16 protein-coding genes are annotated in these 17,601 nt (G+C 64.5%); 8 read left to right on the forward strand and 8 right to left on the reverse strand.

All coding sequences use genetic code 11. The features are described 5' to 3' along the window. Positions 1 to 53 precede the first annotated feature (53 nt). The 5 genes from ACE3QM_RS04135 to ACE3QM_RS04155 form a co-directional block, all read right to left on the reverse strand. A complete protein-coding gene (locus ACE3QM_RS04135; RefSeq protein WP_048409406.1) occupies positions 54 to 878 on the reverse strand; it encodes an FTR1 family protein in 825 nt (274 codons plus the stop codon). A 43-nt stretch (positions 879 to 921) separates the two neighbouring features. Continuing rightward, positions 922 to 1,257, reverse strand: a complete 336-nt coding sequence (locus tag ACE3QM_RS04140) for a cupredoxin domain-containing protein (RefSeq protein ID WP_374420445.1) — start codon at positions 1,255 to 1,257, stop codon at positions 922 to 924. A 125-nt stretch (positions 1,258 to 1,382) separates the two neighbouring features. Beyond that, complete coding sequence (locus tag ACE3QM_RS04145; protein ID WP_048409408.1) at positions 1,383 to 1,925, reverse strand: iron transporter; 543 nt, start codon at positions 1,923 to 1,925, stop codon at positions 1,383 to 1,385. Between the two features lie 334 nt (positions 1,926 to 2,259). Then, on the reverse strand, positions 2,260 to 4,116 hold the full coding sequence (gene asnB, locus ACE3QM_RS04150; RefSeq protein ID WP_374420448.1) for an asparagine synthase (glutamine-hydrolyzing): 1,857 nt from the start codon (positions 4,114 to 4,116) through the stop codon (positions 2,260 to 2,262). Positions 4,117 to 4,230: 114 nt separating this feature from the next. Beyond that, positions 4,231 to 5,427, reverse strand: coding sequence for an MFS transporter (locus tag ACE3QM_RS04155; protein ID WP_082150999.1), 1,197 nt, complete (start codon positions 5,425 to 5,427; stop codon positions 4,231 to 4,233). A gap of 100 nt (positions 5,428 to 5,527) precedes the next feature. Here ACE3QM_RS04155 and ACE3QM_RS04160 point away from each other — a divergent pair, with 100 nt between their 5' ends. Beyond that, complete coding sequence (locus ACE3QM_RS04160; RefSeq protein ID WP_374420451.1) at positions 5,528 to 6,307, forward strand: helix-turn-helix transcriptional regulator; 780 nt, start codon at positions 5,528 to 5,530, stop codon at positions 6,305 to 6,307. Here ACE3QM_RS04160 and wrbA read toward each other — a convergent pair. Continuing rightward, positions 6,304 to 6,903 carry an NAD(P)H:quinone oxidoreductase gene (gene wrbA, locus ACE3QM_RS04165; protein ID WP_231461534.1) on the reverse strand — a complete coding sequence of 200 codons (600 nt, stop codon included), beginning with the start codon at positions 6,901 to 6,903 and terminating at the stop codon, positions 6,304 to 6,306. The genes ACE3QM_RS04160 and wrbA overlap by 4 nt on opposite strands. A 127-nt stretch (positions 6,904 to 7,030) precedes the next feature. Between wrbA and ACE3QM_RS04170 the strand changes: the two genes are divergently transcribed. Continuing rightward, a complete protein-coding gene (locus tag ACE3QM_RS04170) occupies positions 7,031 to 8,233 on the forward strand; it encodes a YihY family inner membrane protein (RefSeq protein ID WP_374420453.1) in 1,203 nt (400 codons plus the stop codon). Here the strand turns inward: ACE3QM_RS04170 and ACE3QM_RS04175 are convergent. Both ACE3QM_RS04175 and ACE3QM_RS04180 read right to left on the reverse strand, forming a co-directional pair. Further along, positions 8,185 to 9,006, reverse strand: a complete 822-nt coding sequence (locus ACE3QM_RS04175) for a DUF3025 domain-containing protein (RefSeq protein ID WP_374420548.1) — start codon at positions 9,004 to 9,006, stop codon at positions 8,185 to 8,187. The genes ACE3QM_RS04170 and ACE3QM_RS04175 overlap by 49 nt on opposite strands. A gap of 30 nt (positions 9,007 to 9,036) precedes the next feature. Beyond that, positions 9,037 to 11,298, reverse strand: coding sequence for a diguanylate cyclase (locus tag ACE3QM_RS04180; RefSeq protein ID WP_374420455.1), 2,262 nt, complete (start codon positions 11,296 to 11,298; stop codon positions 9,037 to 9,039). Between the two features lie 149 nt (positions 11,299 to 11,447). Here ACE3QM_RS04180 and cysG point away from each other — a divergent pair, with 149 nt between their 5' ends. From cysG to ACE3QM_RS04210, 6 genes are all read left to right on the forward strand, one after another. Next, a complete protein-coding gene (gene cysG, locus ACE3QM_RS04185) occupies positions 11,448 to 12,860 on the forward strand; it encodes a siroheme synthase CysG (RefSeq protein ID WP_374420457.1) in 1,413 nt (470 codons plus the stop codon). Between the two features lie 71 nt (positions 12,861 to 12,931). After that, positions 12,932 to 13,339, forward strand: a complete 408-nt coding sequence (locus ACE3QM_RS04190) for a PTS sugar transporter subunit IIA (RefSeq protein WP_048409414.1) — start codon at positions 12,932 to 12,934, stop codon at positions 13,337 to 13,339. Further along, positions 13,326 to 13,595, forward strand: coding sequence for an HPr family phosphocarrier protein (locus ACE3QM_RS04195; RefSeq protein WP_048409415.1), 270 nt, complete (start codon positions 13,326 to 13,328; stop codon positions 13,593 to 13,595). The genes ACE3QM_RS04190 and ACE3QM_RS04195 overlap by 14 nt, the downstream gene beginning before the upstream one ends. 21 nt (positions 13,596 to 13,616) lie before the next feature. After that, entirely contained in the window at positions 13,617 to 15,356 is a 1,740-nt protein-coding gene (gene ptsP / locus ACE3QM_RS04200; protein ID WP_048409416.1) for a phosphoenolpyruvate--protein phosphotransferase, read from the forward strand. An 18-nt stretch (positions 15,357 to 15,374) separates the two neighbouring features. Further along, positions 15,375 to 16,457, forward strand: coding sequence for a putative lipopolysaccharide heptosyltransferase III (rfaQ, locus tag ACE3QM_RS04205; RefSeq protein WP_374420461.1), 1,083 nt, complete (start codon positions 15,375 to 15,377; stop codon positions 16,455 to 16,457). Then, entirely contained in the window at positions 16,454 to 17,599 is a 1,146-nt protein-coding gene (locus tag ACE3QM_RS04210) for a glycosyltransferase family 4 protein (RefSeq protein ID WP_374420463.1), read from the forward strand. Before rfaQ ends, ACE3QM_RS04210 begins: the two co-directional genes overlap by 4 nt. Positions 17,600 to 17,601 lie beyond the last annotated feature (2 nt).

Genomic DNA, 17,601 nt, shown 5'->3' on the forward strand with positions numbered 1-17,601 from the left:
GGAAGCGCCGGCGCAAGCGCCGGCGGAATGGGGAAGGGGCGGGCGGGCGGATTTCATACGGCCAGCGCTTGCTTGCGGTTGCGCCATTGGAACAGCGCCCAGATCGTCGCCCAGAACAGCGCGTAGGCGATCAGGCTCATCAGGGCGGGATGGGCGCGGTAGCCGGTGAGCGAGGCGATGACGCCGCCGGCCGGGCTCATGTCGTCCAGCAGCGCGGAGCTATCCCATAGCGGATCGACCAGCGCCGGCAGGATGTCCATCGAGATCAGCTTTTCCACGCCGCTGAGGAAGAGCGAGGCGCCGAGCAACAGCAGCATGATTTCGGTGATGCGGAAGAACAAGCGCCAGGACAGGTATTTGCCGCCCAGCTGCAATAGATAGAAGGTCAGGAAGGCCAGGCCCAGGCCGATCACGGCGGCAAAGCTCATGCTGGCCAGCGTGGAACCGTCTGCCTCGGCCAGCATGCCGTAGAGGAAGACCACGGTCTCGCTGCCTTCGCGGGCGATGGCGATGGCGGCCAGCAAGGTGACGCCCCACCAGTTGGCGCTGCTGGCGTTCTCGCGGAGGCCGGCCTCCAGTTCTTTCTTCAGTGTGCGGCCATGCTCGCGCATCCACAGCACCATGTGCACGATCAGCGCCGCGGCGGTGAACACCATCACCGTCTGGAAGATGTCCTGAGCGCCGGCCATCAGGCTGCTGGCGGCGAACAGCGCCACGGCCAGGCCGACGGCGGCGAGCAGGCCCAGCGCCACGCCGGCCCACAAATAGCGTTTGCCGGCGGCGCCGGCCGGGTTCTGGTTCATCCAGGCATTGAGAATGCCGACGACCAGCAAGGCTTCGACGCTTTCGCGCCAGACGATGAATAGGACTTGTCCCATGAGGTCTACTCCTGAATACGGCTAAACAGCGGATGAGCCGCGTTTACTTGGCGACGATGACGCCTTGGCCGGTCTTCATGTGAAATTCGTCAAAAAACTTGTATTCGCCGGGGGACAGCGGCTGGAACACCAGGAAGGACTCCGCGCCGGGGCCGAGCACCTTTTCCTTGCGCAGCGGCGTGCTTTCGAATTCGGCCGGGGTCTTGCCTGCATTGATCACTTCAACCTTGAATTTCTTGCCGGCGGGCACCACCAGGCGGGCGGGAGTGAACACGCCGTCCTTCATCACCAGTTTGAATACCGGCATCTCGTCGGCGATGGCCGACATGGACAACAGGCAGGCCGTGACGGCGGCCAGGGTCAAGGGCGTGAACTTCATCGGAATGGGTCTCCGGATTGAAAACAGCGCAGGCGAAGGCATGCGCTGTCTTATTTTAACGCATGAGAATGGCTTGCGTTTACATTCTCATTCGCATTAATCCTGTTTTTACAAGAACAACGGGATTAATAGCCGCCTTTTTTGCCGATGCCGGCATAAGTGAATTCGTAGTTCAGCTCAAACGGCTTGAACCATGGGCCCACGCCGGTTTCCTTGTCGATGTGGCGGCCGAAGTGGGCGTGCTGGTTGGCGGACGGCGGCATGATGGTGTATTTCAGCTTGTACTTGCCCGGACCCTGCAGCTTGATGTTGTCGCCGTAGTGCGGGCCGTCGTTGGCCACCATCGGCATCAGATCGCCCTTGAGCACTTCCTTGCCGCCTACTTTGCTCAACTCGTACTTGACCACCAGATAGGGCATCCATGCGCCTTCTTCGAAGCCGTTCGGATTGTTCTTGGTGGCGTGGATGTCCGCTTCCAGATGGATGTCGGATTGCTCGGCCTTGCGCATCATGCCTTCCGGTTCCATCTTGGTCGGCTGCAGGTAGACCGCGCCGATCTCCATGCCATTCTTCAGGGCCGGCTTGCCGATCGGGTATTCCTTGGCCATGGCGGCGGTGGACGCGGCCAGTGCGGCGGTGGCGAGAGCCAGTTGGACAAAGCGACGCATAGTGTTTCCTTTTGGTTTCAATTGAGTAGGGCACTGCTTGGCCCGAGCGGGCCGCTTGCTGGCGAAAGACGCCGGGCTGGCGGGTGAGCGCTTTATTGTTATGTGCTTGGCCTGCCTAAAAATACTAATGCTAATCATTATCGTTTTCAAACGAAAATGTGTTGTCGAATGTAGCAGATGCGACGCCGGGCGGCGCTGGCCATAGGTATGGCATGCGCCGAGGCGCGCGCGGGGCTGTCCGCGAGTGAGCGCGCGTTGGCGAGGCCACCTTGAAAAGCGTCTTCAGCCCATTGAGCATTCAGCTTCCGCCGCCAGTGCGGATGCCGAGCGGTCCTCAGTCCTGCGTCGCCAGCCGGCTGAGCTGCCCCAGGCTTTCGTCCAGGATCAGCAATTGCAGCATCTGCTCGGCCAGGTGCTCGGCGCCGTCGCGGTAGGCTGCGGCGAAGGCGTCCACCGCTGCGGCGTCGATTTGGCCGTTGCTGAGCTGTGCCAAGCGCTCGCCCAGGCCGTCCATGCGCGGGGCCAGGCTGGTTTTCAGCCAGCCGGACAGCGGCGGGTTGAAGCCGCGCTTCTTGCGCTGGAAGAAGTCCGCCGGCAGCGCCGGGTGGATGGCGCGGCGGAAGATCAGCTTGGCCGGCTGGGTGAAGCGCTGCTTGCCGTCCAGCGCCAGCAAGGTCTGGTAGAAGCGGTGATCCACCAGCGGGGCGCGGCCCTCCAGGCCGTGGGCCATGGTGCACAGGTCCGACTTTTGCAGGATGTAGTCCGGCAGATAGTTGGCGAAGTCTATCGCCAGCAAATGATGCAGGCCGGCCGGCGCATTGGCCGGCGGCGGACCGATATCGTCCGGCGCGCGCCAGTGGCACAGCCGCGTCAGCGGCCGGTTGCCTTGCAGGAACAGGCGCTGGCCGGGGGTGAAGCCGGAAAAGCGCAGTGAGTAAGCGTCCTGCCAGCTCATCGCCAGCTCGGTGGCGAGCTTGCCGGCGCCCTTGCCATCCAGCGACGGCTTGATCGTCAGCGGCAGCTTGAGCAGGCTGCGCCAGCGGGTGCGCAAATGCTTGTTGATCCGCTTGTAGCCGGCCAGCAGCTCATCGCCGCCGTCGCCCACCAGCACCACCTTGACGTGGCGGCTGACTTCGCGCGACAGATACCAGGTGGGGAAGCTGGATGGATCGGCGAAGGGCTGGTCGAGGTCGGCGACGATGCGTTCGAAATCCGCCGCCAGATTGTCCGGCATCTGCACCGCCAGGTTGGCGAGGCCCATTCTTTGCGCGGAGTCGGCGGCGTCGGCGGCCTCGTCCAGCTTGGAGCCGGGGAAGGCGGCGGTGAAGCTGCTGAATTGTGTCAGTTGCTGGGTGGCCAGCCGGCTGGCGATCACGGTGGAGTCTATGCCGCCGGACAAGAGCACGCCCAGCGGACGGTCGGCGACGGTGCGCATCGCCACCGCGCGGTCCAGTTCCTGCAGCCAGTCGCCGTCGTCCTTGGATGGCTGCCAGTAGCGCAGTTTGCGCAGCGAGCGGGTGTCCAGGTCGAACTCCAGCCGGTGTCCGTTTTCCAGGCGCTGGATATGGCTGAACAAGGTGGCGGGCGACGGAATATAGCGGTGCGCCAGATAGGCGTCGATGGCGTCGGCGGAGAAATCGCGCTGTTGTGGCGGCAAGAAGGGCAGCACCGAGCGCACCAGCGAGCCGAAGGCGAAATCGCCGTCCAGTAGCGAGTAGACCAGCGGTTTTTCACCCATGCGGTCGCGCGCCAGGTGCACCTTGCGTTGCTTCAAGTCCAGGATGGCGAAGGCGAACATGCCGCGCAGCCGCTGCAGCAGGGTTTCAATGCCCCAGGCCTGGTAGCCGCGCAGGATGAATTCGGTGTCGGAGTGGGTGCTGAAGCGCGCGCCGCCGGCTTCCAGTTCGGCCTTGTCGGTCTCCCAGTCGTAGACCTCGCCGTTGTAGCAGATCCAGACTTGGCCGTCGTCGCTGGCCATGGGCTGGTCGGCAATGGGACGCGGATCGATGATGGACAGCCGCGCGTGCAGCAGCGCGTTGTGGATGTCGCCGTCAGCCGCCGGCTGCCAGTCGGTGTTCAACAATAACTGATGGGCGGCGTCGGGCCCGCGCCGGCCCAGTTCCGTCAACATGGCCTGGGCGGTGGCCGCGGCGGTGGGGCGTTGAGAGAAGAAGCCGGCGATTCCACACATGATTTTCTGTCCGAATGGGCAAGGCGCCCGGCAAGCCGCCGAGCGCTCAGACGGCGCCGCAAGCGCGTTGGAAAAATTGAATGGCGGAAGTATCCGGGCAGGGCGGCGCCAGTGTCAAACCTTGTCGCCGCGCAGATCTGGCAACAGGGCGGCCACCAGGCCCAGCAGCGGCAGGAAGGCGCAGAGCTGATAGACGAATTCGATGCCATGGCTGTCGGCCAGCTGGCCCAGCACCGCGGCGCCGATGCCGCCGATGCCGAAGGCGAAGCCGTAGAACATGCCGGACACCATGCCCACCCGGCCCGGCATCAGTTCCTGAGCGTAGATGATGATGGCGGGAAAGGCGGAGGCCAGCACAAAGCCTATGCCCAGCGACAGCACGCTGGTCCAGAACAGATTGACGTAGGGTAGCAGCAGGGTCAGCGGTGCGATGCCGAGGATGGAGAACCAGATTACCCGCTTACGGCCGATGGCGTCGCCTATCGGGCCGCCGAAGATGGTGCCGAGCGCGACCGCGAGCAGGAACAGGAACAAATGCAGCTGCGCCGCTTGCACGCCCAGGCCGAAATGCTTGATCAGATAGAAGGTGAAGTAGCTGGTGATGCTGGCGGTGTAGAAGTATTTGGAGAACAGCAGCACCAGCAAGGCGAACAGCGTCAGCTTCACGCGCGCCGGAGACAGCGGCGGCGGCGTAACGGCGGCGGCGGCTTTGGCCTTGCGCTGTTGATGGCTGTACCACTGGCCGATTTTGAACAAGACCGCCATCGCCAGCAAGGCGGCGAGACCGAACCAGGCGATGCTGCCCTGGCCCAGGGGGATGACGATCAAGGCCGCCAGCAGCGGCCCGCTGGCGCTGCCGGCGTTGCCGCCGACCTGGAAGATGGACTGCGCCAGACCGGGACGGCCGCCGGAGGCCATGCGCGCCACCCGCGACGATTCCGGATGGAACACCGAGGAGCCGGTGCCGACCAGCGCCGCGGCCAGCAGCAATAGCGGGAAGCTGCCGGCGCTGGACAGCAGCAGCAGGCCGCACAGGGTGGCGCCCATGCCCAGCACCAGCGAATACGGCATCGGCTTCTTGTCGGTATAGAGTCCGACCAGCGGCTGCAGCAGCGAGGCGGTGCATTGATAGGTCAGGGTCATCAGGCCGATCTCGGCGAAGCTGAGCTGGTAATTGCCCTTGAGCAAAGGGTAGATCGCCAGCAGCAGCGATTGCAGCATGTCGTTGAGAAAATGGGAGAAACTGATGGCGCCCAGCACCCGGAAACGGGTGCTGTCTTGATCTGGCGCGGAGGCGGCGGCGGTAGTCATGGGCTTGAGAATCATTCAGCTAGTGGGTGAAGTCATACTAGCGAGCAAAGCAACGCCCGTCCTGCGAAAATAGGGCAGGCATCTTTGTAAAAGAGGCGTTATGGCTGATTTTGATCATTTGCATGACTACGACGGCGGCGCGGCGCCTGTGGTGGGCAAGGCGCGCGATTACCCGGCCGGCGGCGTTTCGCCGCGCCATGCCCATCCAACCGCCCAACTGCTGTACGCGGTGGAGGGCGTGATGATGGTCACCACCGATCAGGGGCGCTGGATCGTGCCGCCGACGCGCGGCATCTGGCTGCCCATCGCCACCTGGCACCAGGTAAACATGTTGAGCCGGGTGCGGATGCGCACGGTGTATGTGCGCGGCGACGCCTTGAGCGGCCTGCCGGGGGAGTGCTGCGTGCTGGCGGTGTCGCCCTTGTTGCGCGAGTTGATCCTGGCCGCGACCGGCATTACGGTGCCTTATCCGCCGGATAGCCGAGCGGAGCGGGTGATGGGCTTGATTCTGGATGAAATCCGCAGCCTGCCCAGCCTGGCCTTGTCCTTGCCGCAGCCGGCGTCGCCGGTGTTGGACCAACTATGCCGGCAGTTGCTCGACCAGCCAGGAGACGCGCGTGGCGTTGCCGAGTGGGCGGTGCAGGCGGCGATGGATCCGCGCACGCTGCAGCGCCGTTTCCAGCGCGAGACCGGGCTAAGCTTCGGACAGTGGCGGCGGCAGGCGCGGCTGGTCGCGGCCCTGGAACGTCTGGCGCGCGGCGCCAGCGTGCTGGAGGTGGCGCTGGACCTGGGTTATGCCAGTCCCAGCGCCTTCGCGACGATGTTCAAGCGCGAGCTGGGCGCGTCGCCCAGCGCTTTCTTCGACGCGCCGCAGATTTAAACCGGTGCAGCCAGTTTCAGCGCAATCTCCGCCAGCCGGCGGCCCTGGGCCAGCGCCAGCTGTTTCTCATCGTCGCTGATCGGCTGCTCGTTGCGCACGCCGGCGACATGGCTGACGCCATAGGGGGTGCCGCCGGTGCGAGTCTGGGTCAGCGCGGTTTCCGAATAGGGCAGGCCCACCATCACCATGCCGTGGTGCAACAAGGGCACCATCATGGTCAACAGCGTCGATTCCTGGCCGCCATGCAGCGAGGCGCTGCTGGTGAACACGCAAGCGGGCTTGCCGGCCAGCGCGCCCTGCATCCATTCCGGGCTGGTGCCGTCGAGGAAATACTTCAGCGCCGCCGCCATATTGCCGAAGCGGGTGGGGCTGCCCAGCGCCAGGCCTATGCATTCGGTCAGATCCGATGTTTCGACATAGGGCGCGCCGGCGTCCGGAATCGCGGCTTCGGTCGCTTCGCAGACCGTGGACACCTTGGGCACGGTGCGCAGCCGTGCCTGGCAGCCGGGCACGCTTTCTATGCCGCGGGCGATCAGGCGGGCCAGCTCGCGGGTGGCGCCGTGCTGGCTGTAGTAAAGCACCAGGAGGTCTTGCATGGGGTCGTGGTCTTCCATCTGAGGTAAAAATGCTAAGTCGCGCGCCGCAGCGCAAGCGGGTGCATGATAATGCAACTATTCGTGGCTTGCCTGATCCGCGCTTTGCCATTATTTTGCCGGGATGCAAATGAGTCGAATCGAACCCTATCTGGGCTTTGCGCGCTTTCTGGCCCGCCGCATGGGCAGCCATCGCGTCGCGCAAGTGTCCGGCAGCCTGACTTTCACCACGCTGCTGGCGCTGGTGCCTCTATTCACCATCGCTTTGACGGTGATTTCCGCGTTTCCGGTGTTCTCCGATCTGAGCACCCGTTTCAAGATCATGCTGTTGTCCACGCTGGTGCCAGAGTTCGCAGGCAAGGTGATCACGGTTTATATGCGCCAGTTCGCCGACAACGCCGAGAAGCTGACCGCGGCCGGCATCGTGATGCTGGGCGTGACCGCGCTGATGCTGATGTCCACCATAGACCGCACTTTCAACGCCATCTGGGGCGTGCGCCGTGGACGACCGCTATTGCAGCAGAGCATGGTGTACTGGACGGTGCTGACCCTGGGGCCGCTGGTATTGGGAGGCAGCTTGCTGGCCTGGCGCAGCCTGTTCAAGGTCAGCAAGTTCGACCATGCGTTGCCGGTGCTGGCCAATATGGTGGAGGCCGGCGGTTCCATCCTGCTGACCGCGCTGGTGCTGTCCTTGCTATACCGCATCGTGCCCAATCGCTTCGTGCCGATCAAGCACGCCAGCGTCGGCGCCTTGCTGACCGCCATCCTGCTGGAAGCCACTCGCGCCTTGTTCGGCTTCTACATCGGCCAGGTGGCCAATTACCAGTTGGTCTACGGCGCTTTCGCCAGTATTCCGATTTTCCTGCTATGGGTGTACTGCCTGTGGATGGTGGTGCTCAGCGGCGCGGTATTCACCGCCTCGCTGTCTTACTGGGAGGGCGATGCCTGGCGGCGCCGCTTCGAGCCGCGGCGGCGTTTTCTCGACGCGGTGGAGGTGTTGCTGCTACTGGACGCGGCGCAAAGCCGTGGCGAACTGCTGAGCCCGGTGCAACTGCGCAGCCAGGTGAAAGTGGGCTACGACGAGCTGGGCGGCGTGCTGGACATGCTGATGTCGCGCGGCTTTGTGCAGAAAAGCCAGCGCGACGGCTGGGTGCTGGGCAAGCGGCTGTCGGCGATCTGCATGGTGGAGCTGTTCGAGCTATTCGTTTATCGCAGCGACAACTACCGCGACGATGACGTCGGCGTCGGGGTGGAAAATCTGCTGGGGCCGATGACGGCTGAACTTCAGTCGGTGACGCTGGAGGATTTCGCTCGCCGCGTCGGCCGGAAATAATCTCTATTATCGTAAAAGGCCGGATTTTCATTGTCTGGCCACCAACCGGGAATGCCCAGCAGCGGCAGCGGCCACAGCGCGCGCGGCGCCGGCATGAAGCCGTCGTCGTCCAGCCGGCGCGCCAGTGCCTCGTCCAAGTACGCGAGGCGGCGCGCCTCTTCCCAAGCAAAGAATTCCGTCGGCACCTGCAGCGGCAAGGCCTTGCCGCACCAGCCGATATGCGGCCGCAGGCCGACTTCGAACAGCGCGTGGCCGATGGCGTGGACGTCGATGCGCTGGCCCCAGTCGCCGCGGTGTTCCAGGAATAGGCGCTGCCATTCCATATCGTCCAGCATCCGGCTGAAGGCGGGATCGGCGACGGCGATGATGATGCCGCATTCGTCCAGCAGCGTGGCGGCGTCGCGCAGTGGTCCGCGCTTGGTTTCGCCGCGGGCGATGGCGCGCAGGTGGCGGCGGTTCAGCGCCTGCTTGCTCAGCGGCCAGGCCAGCCAGGCCAAGGCGTTGAACCAGTCGTGCCAATTGCCGCGGCGGGTTGGAACCTCGCCGGTGTGGCCGATGTGCATCTCGTAATAGGCTTCCGGTTCCAGATCGCAAGCGAAGCGCAGCTGGGGCGGTAGCGCGTCAGGGCGCTGCCGGCGATAGCGCCGCAGCAACTGGTCATAATCCGCTTGCTCCGGCCAGGTGGTGGGAGCGATCAGCGCGGCGGCGTCGCGGACGGGCAGATACAGCGGATGGGAGAGGTAGTCGGTTTGCCAGGCGCTCACGGTGGACATCTTGGGAAAGAAAGGGTTCAAGCCGGCATTTTAGCGCAATAGCAGCAATTCCTCGCCGCTGATGCAGTTGCGGCCGCTATGCTTGGCTTGGTACAGCTGGCGGTCCGCCCGGATCAGCACCTCGTCTATATCGCTTTCGTCGGCGCGCAGCACGGCGACACCGATGCTGACCGTGTATTGCAGCGGACCGGCCTCGCCGCCCGGCAGGCGGGCTTCGGCGACCGCGCGGCGCAGGCGCTCCGCCGCCAGCAGCGCGTCCTCCATCTTGGTGTCCGGCAGCACCGCGGCGAACTCCTCGCCGCCCAGGCGGCCGCAGATATCCGTGCTGCGCAATACATTGCGGCAGCTTTGGGCGAAATGGACGATCACTTCATCGCCCTTGGCGTGACCATGACGGTCGTTGATGCTCTTGAAGTGGTCCAGGTCCATCATCAGTACCGCCAGCGATAGCTGGTAGCGGCGGTTGCGCTCGATCTCGCGACCAGCCAGCGCGATGAACTGGCGGCGATTGCACAAGCTGGTCAGTTCATCCAGGGTGGCGAGCTGATACAGCTTTTTCTCATGGGCGTCGCGTTGCAGCGCGATGGCGATCAAGTGGGTGCTGCGCTGCGCCAGCTGCAGCTCCTCCGGCTCCGGCTGGTGCGGTTCCGGATGGTAGATGGCGAAAGCGCCGAGCAGACGACGGTCGCTGGAGAAAATGGGCGTGGACCAGCAGGCTTGCAAGCCGAATGGCGCGATCTGTTCGCGATAGCCGGCCCATAGCGGGCTGAGCGCGATGTCTTCGACGATGACCAGGCTTTTGCGGTGGACGGCGGTGCCGCAGGAGCCCGCCTCGGGGCCGACCGGCACCTGCTCCAGCAACTGACGGTAGCCCGGCGGCAGGCTCTGGCCGGCGGCCAGCCGCAGCGTGTCTCCGGCGGCGTTCAACAACATGATGGAGCAGGCGCCGCGATTCAGCTGCGATTCCATCATCCGGCAGACCTGGTTCAGCGCGTCCTGCAGCGGCGTGTTGCCGGCGATCATCTCCATCACCGCGTTTTCCTCGGCCAGCAAGCGCTCGCTCTGACGGCTGTGGGTGATTTCACGCTCCACCGCCAGAATGCTTCTGAGGCCGCCACTGAGGTCGAACTCGGGAAACAGCCTGACTTCGAAGATCACGCGCCGGGCGGCTAGGTTCAGTTCCAGCTCAAAGCGGCGCGCTTCCCCGCTGGTGAGCAGCTTCGCGCATTCTTCGGCGAAATTAGCGCGCGCGCTGTCCGGCCAGTCCTTGTCGTGGACGCCGCGGCCCAGATGTTCTTCGCGCGTCAGCGCCGAATAGCGGCCTACGCTGCGGTTGATGAACTGGCAGCGCAGCTCCAGGTCGTAGCGGGCGATGACGTCTTCCGAGTTCTCCACCAGGGTGCGGAATTCCTGCTCCCGCCGCAGCATCGCGGCCTCGGCCGATTTGCGCGCGGTGACGATCTGGCATAGCGCATGGATATGACTGATGCGGCCTTGTTCATCCTTGCGGAACTGGGTGCGCTGTTCCAGCCATTCCCAGTGGCCGTGTGGATGGCGCACGCGGAATTCCATGCCGCTGGCGCTTTCCTGGCGCTGTTCCGGGTGTTTGAGCAGCGCGGAGAACAAGGAGCGGTCCTCGGGGTGCAGCAATTCCAGCCAATGCGAGAATGCCAGTCTTTCCGCGTCGGCCGGCAAGCCCAGCAACGCGTGCAGCGCCTGGGGGGAGCCTTGCACGGTGCGGGCATCCAGATCGAACTCCAGCAAGCCCAGCCGCGCTTCTTGCAGAGCCAGCCGCCATGAGGCCAGTTCGTCGCCTGGCGCGTGGCCGGCGTGCTGCGTTTGTACTCGCAGCAATAGCAGGCCGGGCATGGCGCAGGGCAGCGGGAAGGCCAGCAGCTCGGCATGGGCCGCCAGCAGGCCGTCGCGATGTCCGGGGTGGGCCGGGTCGAGCAGCAGGGTCAGATCGTGGGCGCTGAAGCCGCAGTCGGACAGCGGGCCGCCCTCGCGCGCCGATGCCGGCGCATGCGGCGAGATCGCGAGCAAGCGACCGCCGGCATCCGCCAGCAACAGGGCTTGCGGGCTTTGCCGCACATGGCGACACAAGGCGGCGCGCCGCCTGCGTGCGAGCCACAGACAGCCCAGCGCGGCGAGCAAGACCAGTAGGGGCAGGGCCAGCGCCAGCTCCTGCATCCACCCCGGCGTCGCGGCCCGGGCACTGTCGGCGGCAAGCAGGCATGGCAGGCCTGCCGCTGCGCGCAAGAGGCGGGATGGGCGGCGGGGGGCTGGGTTCAAATAGTTCTCCGGAGCGTGGCTGCGCGCAAAACCGCAATGATGGCATTCGTGCCAAGCCGCGCGCGTTTCGTCATATCGATAGCATCCGCCAGCGTCGTTTTTATGCAACAAATGCAGTATGCTGCAAACATCATCGCGGAGCTGGCCAAATGGATTACTTCCCTATCTTCCTTAAATTGCAAGGCGCATCCTGTTTACTGGTAGGGGGCGGCGAAGTGGCGCTGCGCAAGGCGCGCTTATTGATGTCCGCCGGCGCGAAGCTGACGGTGGCCGCGCCGGAACTGGTGCCGGAACTGGCCGAGATGGCGCGGCGGGGGCAGCTGGAGCATTTGTGTTCCTGTTTCGAGCCGGCCCAGGTGCAAGGCCGTCGCCTGGTGGTGGCGGCAACCGATCAACGCGAGGTCAATCGCCAAGTGTCCACCGCCTGTCAGGCCTTGAATATTCCGGTCAATGTGGTGGACGACCCGGAACTGTCCAGCTATATCACCCCGGCGATCGTCGACCGTTCGCCGCTGGTGATCGCGGTGTCCACCGGCGGCGGCGTGCCGGTGCTGGCGCGTTTGATCCGAGGTCGGCTGGAGAGTCTGATTCCCAGCGGCTTTGGCCGGTTGGCGCGCTTTGCCGCCGGCTTCCGCGACCGGGTCAAGGCCGGCATTCCCGATGTCGAGCGCCGGCGCGCGTTTTGGGAGTCGGTGCTGGAAGGCCCGCTGGCGGAGGCGGTGATCAATGGCGACGAGGCCACTGCCGAGCAGGCGATGGCGCGGCGGCTGGAAGACGCAGGCGCGCAGGCGCCTCAGGGCGCGGTCTATCTGGTGGGCGCGGGGCCGGGCAACCCCGACCTGCTGACTTTTCGCGCATTGCGGCTGATGCAGCAGGCCGATGTGGTCTTGCACGACAATCTGGTGGCTCCGGAGCTGCTGGAACTGGTGCGGCGCGACGCCGAGCGCATCTATGTGGGCAAGGCCAGGGCCAATCACGCCTTGCCGCAAGGAGATATCAATCTGTTGATGGTCGAATTGGCGCAGCAGGGCAAGCGGGTGTTGCGGCTCAAGGGCGGCGATCCGTTCACTTTCGGGCGCGGCGGCGAGGAGATCGAGACGCTGGCCGCGCACGGCATCGCCTTCGAAGTGGTGCCCGGGGTCACTTCCGCCAGCGGCGCGGCCGCGTACGCCGGCATACCGTTGACTCATCGCGACCATGCGCAGTCGGTGGCTTTCGTCACCGGTCACAAGCAAGATGGCAGCATTCACCTTGACTGGCCTGCGCTGACCCGGCCGGCCCAGACCGTAGTAGTCTACATGGGTGTGTCCACCGCGCAGGAGCTGTGCCGCGCCTTCATTGAGCATGGCAAGCCGGAGACGACGCCGGCCGCCGCCGTTGAATGGGCGACCACCGAGCGTCAACGCACGGTGACGGGCACGCTTGAAAACCTGCCGGAACTGATGTCCAGGCATAATATCGCGTCGCCTGCCTTGATCATTGTCGGCGAGGTGGTGGGATTGGCGGATAAGCTGGGATGGTTCCGACGAATAGAGAATACTGCTGATACAATGGCAGACTGACGTGTTGATCAACCTTTTTGCTGCAGCGGCCGGTTCGATATCGGCGGCGCTGCCAACATGAAGAATCAGGCATGGTAGGTGTATTGATAATCGCGCATGGCGACCTGGGGCGCAGCCTGGCGGATTGCGCCAGGCATATCCTGGGCCGAGAGCCGGAAAATCTGGCGGTGATGGCGGTCGACAAGACCGACGACCCGGAAAGCAAGCAAGCCGAGGCCCAGCTCCTGGTGGACCGATTGGACACGGGCGAGGGCGTGGTGATCCTGACCGATATGTATGGCGGCACGCCGTCCAATATCGCCAGCCGGCTGATCCGGCCGGGGCGGGTGGAGGCGGTGGCCGGCGCCAGCCTGCCCATGGTGGTCAGGGCCTTGTGCTATAGCAGCCAGCCGTTGGAAATCGTGGTCAGCAAGGCGATTACCGGCGGTCTGGAGGGCGTGCTTTATATCATTCCGGGGGAAGGCAATGCTGCGAACTGAAGTCGAAATCATCAACAAGCTTGGCCTGCATGCCCGCGCTTCCAGCAAGTTCACCCAGCTGGCCAGCCGTTTCAAGAGCGATATCTTCATCGCGCGCAATAATCGCCGCGTCAACGGCAAGAGCATCATGGGCGTGATGATGCTGGCCGCGGCCAAGGGCGCGACGGTGGAGCTGGAGGTGAACGGAGAGGATGAGCAACTGGCGATGGATGCCCTGGTGGCGCTGATCAACAACCGGTTCGACGAAGCCGAATAAGCGGAGCCTAAGGACGGGACGATGAGCATCATCCTGCACGGGGTGGCCATAGGCGGCGGCATCGCCATCGGTCGCGCCCATCTGATTTCGCGTAGCATGGACGATGTTGCGCACTATCTGCTGGAAGACGAGGAAGTCCCGGCGGAGTTGGCGCGCTTCGACGAAGCCATCCGCGATACCCGCAAAGAACTGGAAATGCTGTGGGGCAGCATTCCGGAGAACGCGCCGGCGGAACTGGGCGCCTTCTTGTCGCTGCACATCATGCTGCTGGGCGACGTCACCATCTCGCGCGAGCCGCGCGAAATCATAGAAAAACAGCATTGCAACGCCGAATGGGCGCTGAAGCTGCAATGCGAATCCCTGGTCGAGCAGTTCGACGCGATCGAGGAAGACTATCTGCGCGAGCGCAAGAACGATGTGCTGCAAGTGGTCGAGCGCATCTTCAAGAACCTGGATGGCGATGTGCCGCAGCTGCCGGCGCCGGAAGACCTGGTCGACGACCATATCCTGGTGGCGCACGACCTGTCGCCGGCCGACATGGTTTATTTCAAAGACTCGAACTTCGCCGCCTTCATCACCGATGTCGGCGGCGCCACCTCGCATACCGCTATCCTGGGCCGCAGCCTGGACCTGCCGTCGGTAATCGCGCTGCACCATTCGCGCGAGTTGATCCGCGAAGACGAGTTGATCGTCGTCGATGGCCTGCAGGGCGTGGTGATCATCAATCCGGACGATCTGGTGCTGGCCGAGTATCGGCGCCGGCTGCGCGCCTGGCGCGACGCCCGTCGCAAGCTGTCGTCGATCCGCAAGTCCAACGCCAAGACCCAGGACGGCACCGCGATCGAATTGCTGGCCAATATCGAGTTGCCGCAGGACGTGGAGGACGTGCGCAAGTCCGGGGCGGCTGGGGTCGGCCTGTTCCGTAGCGAGTTCCTGTTCCTGGGACGCGACACCCTGCCGGACGAGGACGAGCAGTACGAGGCTTATCGGCACGTGGCGGAAACCATGAAGGGGTTGCCGGTAACCATACGCACCATGGACCTGGGCGCGGACAAGAATCCCAAGTGGTTGAACCACGCGGTGGCGGACAATCCGGCGCTGGGGCTGACCGGCATCCGTCTGTGCCTGGCCGAACCCTTGATGTTCCGCGCGCAATTGCGGGCGCTGCTGCGCGCCTCGGTGCATGGCAAGATCAAGATCTTGTTCCCCATGGTCAATTCCTTGCCGGAGCTGAAGCAGGCGCTGGCGCAACTGGAATACGCCAAGCAGGAACTGCGCGAGGAAAACATCGCCTACGCCGAGGACATCGAGGCGGGCGCGATGATAGAAATTCCGTCGGCGGCGCTGGTGGTGGGCAGCTTTCTCAAACACATCGACTTCCTGTCGGTGGGCACCAACGATTTGATCCAGTACACGCTGGCGATCGACCGCAACGACGACTCGGTCAGCCATTTGTACGATCCCATCCATCCAGCGGTGCTGAAGCTGATCCTGCACACCATCAAGTCGGGCATCAAGGGCGGGGTGCCGGTATCGGTGTGCGGCGAGATGGCGGGCGACGCCAGGCTGACGCGGCTGCTGCTGGGCATGGGCTTGCGCAAGTTTTCCATGCATCCGGCCAATCTGCTGGCGGTCAAGCAACAGGTGCTCAACACCCACCTGGACCAGATCGCGCCGATTACGGCGCGCATGCTTAGAAGCGAAGACCCTGATAAAATCGCCGATCTTTTGCAACAACTGAATGCAGAGCCGGGTGTCTGATCCGGCTTTTTCCTTTTTATGCTGAACGATCCCATCGACCTGAACGCCGTGCGGCGCGTGCTTGTCATCAAGCTGCGCCACCATGGCGACGTGCTGCTGACTTCTCCGCTGTTCGCCGCGCTGCAGCAGCAGGCGCCGCATCTGGAGATCGACGCGCTGGTCTACCACGACACCCGGGAAATGCTGAGCCTGCACCCGGCCATAGGTCAGCTGCACACCATAGACCGCAATTGGAAAAAACTGGGCGTGCTGGGCCAGTGCCGCGCCGAACTGGGCCTGCTGAGCCGCTTGCGCGCTCGCCGTTACGACTTGGTGATCACGCTGACCGAGCATAATCGCGGCGCCTGGCTGGCGCGCCTGCTCGCGCCGCGTTGGTCGGTGGGGCCGGACGGCGATTATGGCCGTTTCTTCAAGAAGAGTTTCAGCCACCGCTATTTGCAGGTGCCGGGCAATCGCCGTCACACCATAGAAATCCACCTGGATGCGTTGCGGCGCATCGGCGTCTACCCAGACGCGGACCAGCGCGGCCTGGTCTTGGTGCCTGGGCATAACGCCGAGGCGACGCTGGCGGCCAAGCTGGCCGAGCGTGGTTTGCGGTCCGGTGAGTACATCCTGGTGCACCCGACCTCGCGCTGGTCGTTCAAGAGCTGGCCGGCGGAGAAAATGAGCGCTCTGATCGACGCCTTGAGCGCGCGTGGCGAACAACTGGTGCTGTCGGCTGCGCCCAGCGCGGAAGAGATGGCGATGATCGCCGAGATCGAAGCGCGCTTGCAACGGCCGGTGGCCAGCCTGGCTGGCCAACTGAGCCTGAAGGAGCTGGCGGCGGCGATAGACCAGGCGCGCTTGTATATCGGCGTGGATTCGGTGCCCATGCATATCGCCTCGGCGATGAAGACGCCTTGCGTCGCGCTGTTCGGCCCGTCCGGCGATGTCGAATGGGGTCCGTGGCAGGTGCCGCACCGGGTGGTGTCGGAGCCCATGCCCTGTCGTCCTTGCGGCAATGCCGGCTGCGGCGGTGGCTGGCAAAGCGAATGCCTGCAGCGCATCGAAGTGGAGACGGTGCTGGCGGCGGTGGACGCGGTATTGAGGGAAAGCGCGTGAAGCGGCTGGCGATTATCCGGCAGAAATACAATCCGGCTGGGGGCGCGGAGCGCATCGTCAGCGCCATCGTCAAGCAATTGCAAGCTGGCGGCGAGCTCAGCCCGCTGTTGATCAGCCGCAATTGGGAAAGCCTGCCTGGCGTGGAGGCGCTGCGGGTCAAACCGTTCTACTTGGGCAGCGTCTGGCGCGACTGGGGCTTTGCCCGCGCCGCGCGTGCCGCGTGGCGACAGGCGGGCGCCGACCTGGTGCAATCGCACGAGCGCATCCCCGGCTGCCATGTGTTTCGCGCCGGCGACGGCGTGCACGCGGCCTGGCTGGACGCGCGCCTGGAAGGGCGGCCATGGTGGCGACGGCTGAGCACTTTCTGCAACCCTTATCATCATTACATGCTGCGCACCGAGCGCGCGATGTTCCGGCATTCGGCGCTGCGCGCGGTGATCTGCAATTCGGCCTTGGTGCGCGACGACGTGGTCGGCCGTTTCGGCGTGGACCCGCGGCGCTGCGCGGTGATTCACAACGGGGTGGACAGCGATTTCTTCAATCCTGCCGCCGCGCGCGAGCAGCGCGTTGCGCTGCGTGCGCAATACGACATTCCGCCGCAGGCGCCGGTGTTGGTCTATGTCGGCTCCGGCTTCGAACGCAAGGGCGTGGCCCAGGCGCTGCGCGCCATTGCGCCGCACGCGGCCGTGCATCTGGTAGTGGTCGGTGGCGACAAGAAGCTGGCGCATTATCAGCATCTGGCGGCGCAGCTGGGGGTGTCCGAGCGCGCGCACTTCACCGGCCCGCAGCGCGATGTGCGCAGCCACTATGGGCTGGCGGACGGCTTTATTCTGCCCACCGTGTACGAGCCCTTCGGCTCGGTGGTGGGTGAGGCGATGGCCTGCGGATTGCCGGTGCTGACCAGTACTCGCTGCGGCGGCGCGGAGCTGCTGGAACCTGGACTGACTGGTTGGCTGGCCGCGGCGCGTGACGACGAGGCCTGGCGGCGCAATGTGGCGGCCTGGCTGGCTGTGCGCGACGATTGGCAGCGTCGAGGCGAACTGGCGCGCGAGCGCGTGCGCGGTTTGAGCGAGGCGCATATGGTGGCGCAGATGTTGGCGCTGTATCGCGCTTTGCTGTCCGCCGAAGAGGCATCGAGATGAGG

It is taken from the genome of Chromobacterium sp., assembly GCF_041912965.1.
Taxonomy (GTDB): domain Bacteria; phylum Pseudomonadota; class Gammaproteobacteria; order Burkholderiales; family Chromobacteriaceae; genus Chromobacterium; species Chromobacterium aquaticum.

What these genes read in the sequence shown, in the direction of transcription:
- wrbA (WP_231461534.1), bottom strand. Translation starts at nt 6,903, where the DNA reads ATGCAAGACCTCCTGGTGCTTTACTACAGCCAGCACGGCGCCACCCGC.
- ACE3QM_RS04145 (WP_048409408.1), bottom strand. Translation starts at nt 1,925, where the DNA reads ATGCGTCGCTTTGTCCAACTGGCTCTCGCCACCGCCGCACTGGCCGCG.
- ACE3QM_RS04170 (WP_374420453.1), top strand. Translation starts at nt 7,031, where the DNA reads ATGAGTCGAATCGAACCCTATCTGGGCTTTGCGCGCTTTCTGGCCCGC.
- ACE3QM_RS04195 (WP_048409415.1), top strand. Translation starts at nt 13,326, where the DNA reads ATGCTGCGAACTGAAGTCGAAATCATCAACAAGCTTGGCCTGCATGCC.
- ptsP (WP_048409416.1), top strand. Translation starts at nt 13,617, where the DNA reads ATGAGCATCATCCTGCACGGGGTGGCCATAGGCGGCGGCATCGCCATC.
- ACE3QM_RS04135 (WP_048409406.1), bottom strand. Translation starts at nt 878, where the DNA reads ATGGGACAAGTCCTATTCATCGTCTGGCGCGAAAGCGTCGAAGCCTTG.
- rfaQ (WP_374420461.1), top strand. Translation starts at nt 15,375, where the DNA reads ATGCTGAACGATCCCATCGACCTGAACGCCGTGCGGCGCGTGCTTGTC.
- asnB (WP_374420448.1), bottom strand. Translation starts at nt 4,116, where the DNA reads ATGTGTGGAATCGCCGGCTTCTTCTCTCAACGCCCCACCGCCGCGGCC.
- ACE3QM_RS04160 (WP_374420451.1), top strand. Translation starts at nt 5,528, where the DNA reads ATGGCTGATTTTGATCATTTGCATGACTACGACGGCGGCGCGGCGCCT.
- cysG (WP_374420457.1), top strand. Translation starts at nt 11,448, where the DNA reads ATGGATTACTTCCCTATCTTCCTTAAATTGCAAGGCGCATCCTGTTTA.
- ACE3QM_RS04175 (WP_374420548.1), bottom strand. Translation starts at nt 9,006, where the DNA reads ATGTCCACCGTGAGCGCCTGGCAAACCGACTACCTCTCCCATCCGCTG.
- ACE3QM_RS04155 (WP_082150999.1), bottom strand. Translation starts at nt 5,427, where the DNA reads ATGACTACCGCCGCCGCCTCCGCGCCAGATCAAGACAGCACCCGTTTC.
- ACE3QM_RS04190 (WP_048409414.1), top strand. Translation starts at nt 12,932, where the DNA reads ATGGTAGGTGTATTGATAATCGCGCATGGCGACCTGGGGCGCAGCCTG.
- ACE3QM_RS04140 (WP_374420445.1), bottom strand. Translation starts at nt 1,257, where the DNA reads ATGAAGTTCACGCCCTTGACCCTGGCCGCCGTCACGGCCTGCCTGTTG.